We start from the raw sequence: 5,632 nt of genomic DNA on the forward strand, positions 1-5,632 counted from the left end.
AGCCGCGCCGGGTGGTCCCATAACTGGCAAAACCGCTAGTCAGGTGGTCCCATCAGTGGCAAACGGGTGGTCCCATGCTCAGGGCAAAACCAGCTCCGAAGTGGTCCCTTCCCCCTGGCAACCGACACGTGTTACCGGCTCGGCCGCTGGCGGCGGTCGCTTACCGTTGCGGGGAACAGGACTCTTCGGTGAGGAGGTAGGGCCGCATGTCGACAAACGAAAGGACTCGGCGACACCACCGCCAACCCCGCCGGCTTCTCCGACCACTTCCCCATCGCAACCACAGTGACCCTCAGCTAACAACCGCCGAAACTTGATCAGACATGGCCAGCGACGCCCGGCTGGCCGGATACCGGCGCCGCCGATGTCTCCCACGAGAATCCGGCCCGGTGAAGGACATCGGCGACGTCCAAGGCTCGCGTGACCGCGCCGGTTCCGGCGCCGATGAACTCTTCATCGACCAAATACAGCGTGCGTGATCGTCGAGGGTAGGAGTCGAACACTTCGCCCATTGCTTCGACGATCCATTCCAGAGCGTCCGCGGAGCTCCCGCAGTGGGTGCCCTTGTGCCCCCGCGGGCAGAACGAGCAGAAATTCGTGCACCCACGAGAGCTCTCCAGTTGCGCGACTCCGCCGCGGTCGAAAGTGGCCGACAGCAGATCGAGTTCGGGAAAGATGTCGGTCTGAGCCCGGTTGGTCACCGAGCGGGTGTGCCGGTAACTGCCGATCGACAACGTGCCCTCGCCGAACGCCGCCTCGGCATAACCGACGCCGCGGATCTGATCGCGAGCCGCATCCCCATGCCAGGACGCCACAGTGTCGGCGATTGTGGGCTCCCCAGCGCCCCGCGCCACCAATAGCCAGGGATAGCGGGCCACCAGCAGTCGCTCGTTGCGGGCCACCAGGCTGCCACCCACCAGCACCAGCGGGCGCGAGCGCAACTCGGCGATCGAATCAAGAACCGTCACCAGCAGGTCGTGCTGGCCGAACGTGGCAGACACACCGACCACGTCCGGCGTCCGCACCGTGATCGCGGAGGTGATGTCGTCGACCGTGACGCCCAGCTGCATATCCATCAGGTGCACGCGCCCGGACAACGTCGACCGCGCCGCGCGAGCCAGGTCGCTGATGGCCAGCGGAAACCTTGGTAGCGGGAAGTTCTCCGGGTGATACAACGCCGCGAGAAGCACTTCTGGTCGCGTCAACCTGTACAACGCGGCCGGGGTCAGGCGCGCTCTGCTCAGCCAGCTTGCGGAGTCGGCGAGCACGATCGCTTCGCGCGCCCACGTCGGCCACACACGGCTGTCATGCGGCCGGCCTGATAGATCCGCCACCGACCAGTCATCGGACTCGCAATGCTCGGCAAATACCAGCCGCCGATCCAGCGTGCCCGTCACCACGACCTGGCGCGGCAGCACCTCGGCTAGCCGGTCACGGAGCCGATTCGGCTCAGCCAGAACCACCGCGTCCACCGCCTCCAACGGCACGGTCGCACCCGCTACCCGATCAATCAACTGCCGCAGTCGATTCACCACAGCACCAACACCGCCCACCGTTGTTGCATTCGTCGAACACCTCATCGGGCTTGCTCGCTTGAGACGGCGCTCGGCGATGTGGTGCCGCCCGAGAGTGGTGCCCGGCTACTTGCTCTCATGATCGTGATCCCCGTGGATCACGGTTGTCGCCTTTGTCCTTCGACCATCCCCGCATAGCGTCGGCGATGAGTTCCGCAGTCTGACGGGCTGAGATGTCTGTGGTGTTGATGATCAGATCCGCCGAATTCGCCAACCAGGCATCGCGTGCGGCGACGTAATCGGCGGTGTGCTCCATGCGCCTCCCAATCGCGCCGCGCACGGTACGGTCCTCTCGGATGCGCTGGCGCAGCGTGTCAGGCGACGACTCCAGCACCACATGACGCACCGGATACCCCCGCGCACGGCAACCCTCGGTGATCTGCGCCCAGCAGTCCTCCACGAGAACCGGCTGCACCACGATCAGGTCCTGACCGGTGATCTCCGCGACCTCAGTTGTGACCAGCGGGACCAGACGTCTCCAGGATGCCGACCGCTGGAAATCAGTGAAATCCACATCCCAAAGCAGTTCACGCAGCATGGACCCGACGTGCTCTGGTTCGAAGACACGCGCTGCAGAATTCATCGACATCGCGGCAAGTTCAGCGGCGACCGCGGCTTGGCCCGCGCCGAATGGGCCGTTCAACCAAATCAACATGGGGCAGCGCTTCGGTTTACCTGAGCTCACGGGAAGGGATCGACTACGACCACAGCGGTGACAATCCCTGCCACTGCAGGTATCTGCTCCGTCGCCTGCGCAGGTGATGTTGCCTCGGGCTGTGGTGCACAGTCGGCTTGTCGATACCGCGGTCACGCATATCCGGCTGCGCGGCAATGGTAATCGGTCGCTCATCGCGTTCCTAACATCCAGTCCCGCTCGATCTCGTCGTCCCGGCGGCGGGACGTCATTTCGAGGATGCGCCCGGCACAGGCGTTTGTAGATGCCCCTGCGTTGTCACGGTGTTGCCATGTGCCTGATGCCAGACACGCAGGGGGATGGCGTGGGTGACCGACGAGTGTTGACTCGGTGCTGACATGAGTCTTGCGTCAACGTGATTGTGTCGGCGCTCTTCCAAAACTCGGCCACTGGCGCTCTTTGAAAAGTAGGCCACCCAACCAGTATTGGACGGGTGATCAAGTTGCAGGACTGGGCGGAGATTAGGTATCTCCACAAGAGCGAGGGCCTGTCGATCAGGGCGATCGCGAGGCGGACGGGTTTCTCGCGGGACACGGTGGCGCGGGCGGTGCGGTCGGATTCGCCGCCGAAGTATTCGCGGGTGTCGGGGCCGTCGGCGTTCGAGCCGTTCGAGGCGCATGTGCGGGAGTTGTTGGGCGAGTTTCCGTTGATGCCGGCCTCGGTGATCGCCGAGCGGGTCGGCTGGGAGGGGTCGCAATCGTGGTTCCGGAAGAAGATCGCTGATCTGCGGCCGGAGTACGCGCCGAAGGATCCGGCCGATCGCTTGAGGTATTTGCCGGGTGATCAGGCCCAGTGTGATCTGTGGTTCCCGCCGACGCAGGTCCCGTTGGCCGGTGGGCAGGTCGAGTCGCTGCCGGTGTTGGTGATGGTGGCGTCGTTCTCGCGGTTCATCACCGCGACGATGCTCCCGACCCGGCAAACTCCGGATCTGGTGGCGGGGATGTGGTCGTTGATCGACGGCCAGTTGGGTGCGGTGCCGCGACGGTTGTTGTGGGACAACGAGTCCGGTATCGGCCGCAGCGGCCGGTTGGTGGCCGGGGTGGTCGGGTTCACCGGGATGATCGCGACCCGGATCGTGCAATGTCGTCCGTATGACCCGGAGTCCAAGGGCATCGTCGAACGCGCCAATCAGTATCTGGAGACCTCTTTTCTGCCTGGTCGCCGGTTCGTGTCACCCGCGGATTTCAACACCCAACTAGGTGAGTGGCTGCCGAGGGCGAACTACCGGCGGGTTCGCAGCATCGATGGGGTCCCCGCCGAGCTGATCGGCGCGGATCGTGCGGCGATGGGTGTACTGCCGCCGATCGCACCGAGGGTCGGGTTCAGTACCCGGACCCGGTTACCACGGGACTATTACCTGCGGGTGATGGGCAACGACTACTCGATCGACCCCAGCGTGATCGGTCGGATGGTCGATGTCCACGCCGATCTGGACACTGTCACCGCCCGCTGCGACGGCGCCTTGGTGGCGGTGCATCCTCGGGTCTGGGCGCGGCGGCGGACCGTCACCGATCCCGCTCATGTCCAGACCGCTGCCCGGTTGCGTGCCGCCTACGGGCACCGGACACCACCCACAGAACCCGACGACGGTCCCGGTGGCCTGGTTCGCAACCTGGCCGACTACGACGCCCGTTTCGGTGTCGACTTCGACACCGAGGGGGTTGCGTGATGGCCGCACCGAAAGACACCGCCAAACAGATCGAGTACTACGCCGCAGCGTTGAAAGCCCCTCGTATCCGTGACAGCGCTGCCCGGCTGGCAGATCAGGCCCGCGACGCGGGCTGGACTCATGAGGAATACCTGGCGGCGGTGTTGTCGCGGGAAGTGTCCTCGAGGGAGTCCTCGGGATCGGAGATACGGATCCGCGGTGCCGGGTTCCCGGCACGAAAGGCGATCGAGGAGTTCAACTTCCACCATCAGCCCTCATTGAAACGTGACACCATCGCGCACCTGTCGACCAGTACGTTCATCGACAAAGCCCACAACGTCGTGCTGCTCGGACCGCCCGGCACCGGGAAAACACACCTGTCGATCGGGCTCGGGATCGCCGCAGCCCAACACGGCCACCGGGTGCTGTTCGCGACCGCGGTCGAATGGGTCGCCCGCCTGCAAACCGCCCACCAGCAGGGACGCCTCGCCGCGGAGTTGACGAAACTGCGTCGCTACAGCCTGCTGATCGTCGACGAGGTCGGCTACATCCCATTCGAGCAGGACGCGGCGAACCTGTTCTTCCAACTCGTATCAAGCCGATACGAGCATTCGTCGCTGATCCTGACCAGCAATCTGCCGTTCTCCCGCTGGGGAGACGTGTTCAGCGACCACGTCGTGGCCGCCGCGATGATCGACCGGATCGTCCACCATGCCGAGGTTCTCACCCTGAAAGGCAACAGCTACCGACTGAGAAACACCGAAATCGACACACTGCCGAGCCACCGCAACGACGGCACGGCAGACTAACCAACAACCATCAAGTGGCCGATTTTCAAAGAGCGCAACCGGCCCGGAATTGGAAGAGCGCTGACATTCATGTGACGGACATCAGGTTAGTGGGATCGTCGTGCGTACTGGTCCTACTTCCGCTGTCCTACGTGTCTCGCATCGCGAGCAGTCACGTCGCCTAAACGCCGCCGTAGTGTGGTGCCCCGTCGCGATGAGGTATCAGCGTGGGTCTCCGGGCGAGTGTGTCGGCGGCGCCGCGAATCAGGGTATTGGCGGCACGGTCGGCGGCTGCGGCTGCGGCCTCGTCGGACATCGAAGCACCCAGCTCGCTGAAGGCGATGCCTGCGGAAACCAGTACTGCGACTGGATCGATCAGCAGCTCGTTCGGCCGCGGCACAGGAACTGGCCACATCCACCATCGGCCCGGAAATACGAGCCGCGGTGGTAGCTTGCCGGTTCCGTCACCGTCGGAGTCGAAATCGGACTCCAGGATCTGTGACACCCATCCCTGAGTCGTCGACTCCAGGAATGCACCGCCGTCTCCACCCATCGCGAACGTCATCGATGCCGCGTCCAACAGACGCGGCACGAGTCTGGCTGCCGTTATCGCGGCCGCCGTATCGACCTGTGCCCGCGGCCGCTGGGGCAGGCCACTGGTTTCCCATGGTTCTGGCAACGGCCCGCCCACATCCCACGGGTGTCAGCGTTCACGAAAATCCGCAGGTAAGCCGTTTTCCGTTCACGTATTCGGGCAGGGCCGCGTTCACGTAATTCCCCAGCGGGAAGCCGGTCGCGGCTGGTGTGGTCCTCGCAGGAGTTGGCTGCTCCCATCGCTCGATGGTGATGGGAGCCTGTATTGGCGAGGAGAACGTTCGACGTGGTCGATATCGTCGAGATCTTGGTTCACTGGCATGCGGGTCGTTCG

The 5,632-nt window shown here is 64.3% G+C and carries 5 protein-coding genes; 2 read left to right on the forward strand and 3 right to left on the reverse strand.

What is annotated here, in order from left to right; genetic code table 11:
• Window positions 1-317: 317 nt before the first annotated feature.
• Both IU459_RS36455 and IU459_RS36460 read right to left on the reverse strand, forming a co-directional pair.
• Window positions 318-1,514 (reverse strand): hypothetical protein, encoded by a 1,197-nt coding sequence (locus IU459_RS36455; RefSeq protein ID WP_228839019.1) that lies wholly within the window; start codon window positions 1,512-1,514, stop codon window positions 318-320.
• A 136-nt stretch (window positions 1,515-1,650) separates the two neighbouring features.
• Window positions 1,651-2,424, reverse strand: coding sequence for an AAA family ATPase (locus IU459_RS36460; RefSeq protein WP_195134143.1), 774 nt, complete (start codon window positions 2,422-2,424; stop codon window positions 1,651-1,653).
• Window positions 2,425-2,701: 277 nt separating this feature from the next.
• Here IU459_RS36460 and istA point away from each other — a divergent pair, with 277 nt between their 5' ends.
• Together istA and istB are read left to right on the forward strand one after the other, a co-directional pair.
• Window positions 2,702-3,937, forward strand: a complete 1,236-nt coding sequence (istA, locus tag IU459_RS36465; protein ID WP_195134144.1) for an IS21 family transposase — start codon at window positions 2,702-2,704, stop codon at window positions 3,935-3,937.
• Window positions 3,937-4,725 carry an IS21-like element helper ATPase IstB gene (gene istB / locus IU459_RS36470; RefSeq protein ID WP_195134145.1) on the forward strand — a complete coding sequence of 263 codons (789 nt, stop codon included), beginning with the start codon at window positions 3,937-3,939 and terminating at the stop codon, window positions 4,723-4,725. Before istA ends, istB begins: the two co-directional genes overlap by 1 nt.
• A gap of 160 nt (window positions 4,726-4,885) precedes the next feature.
• Here istB and IU459_RS36475 read toward each other — a convergent pair whose 3' ends face one another.
• Window positions 4,886-5,269, reverse strand: a complete 384-nt coding sequence (locus IU459_RS36475) for a hypothetical protein (RefSeq protein WP_195134146.1) — start codon at window positions 5,267-5,269, stop codon at window positions 4,886-4,888.
• Between the last annotated feature and the right edge of the window lie 363 nt (window positions 5,270-5,632).

Origin of the sequence: Nocardia amamiensis (assembly GCF_015477605.1) — a bacterium.
In the GTDB taxonomy this organism is placed as follows: domain Bacteria; phylum Actinomycetota; class Actinomycetes; order Mycobacteriales; family Mycobacteriaceae; genus Nocardia; species Nocardia amamiensis_A.

Excerpts from the sequence above, each read along its gene's own strand:
- IU459_RS36475 (WP_195134146.1), bottom strand. The coding sequence starts at position 5,269 with ATGACGTTCGCGATGGGTGGAGACGGCGGTGCATTCCTGGAGTCGACG.
- IU459_RS36460 (WP_195134143.1), bottom strand. The coding sequence starts at position 2,424 with ATGAGCGACCGATTACCATTGCCGCGCAGCCGGATATGCGTGACCGCG.
- istB (WP_195134145.1), top strand. The coding sequence starts at position 3,937 with ATGGCCGCACCGAAAGACACCGCCAAACAGATCGAGTACTACGCCGCA.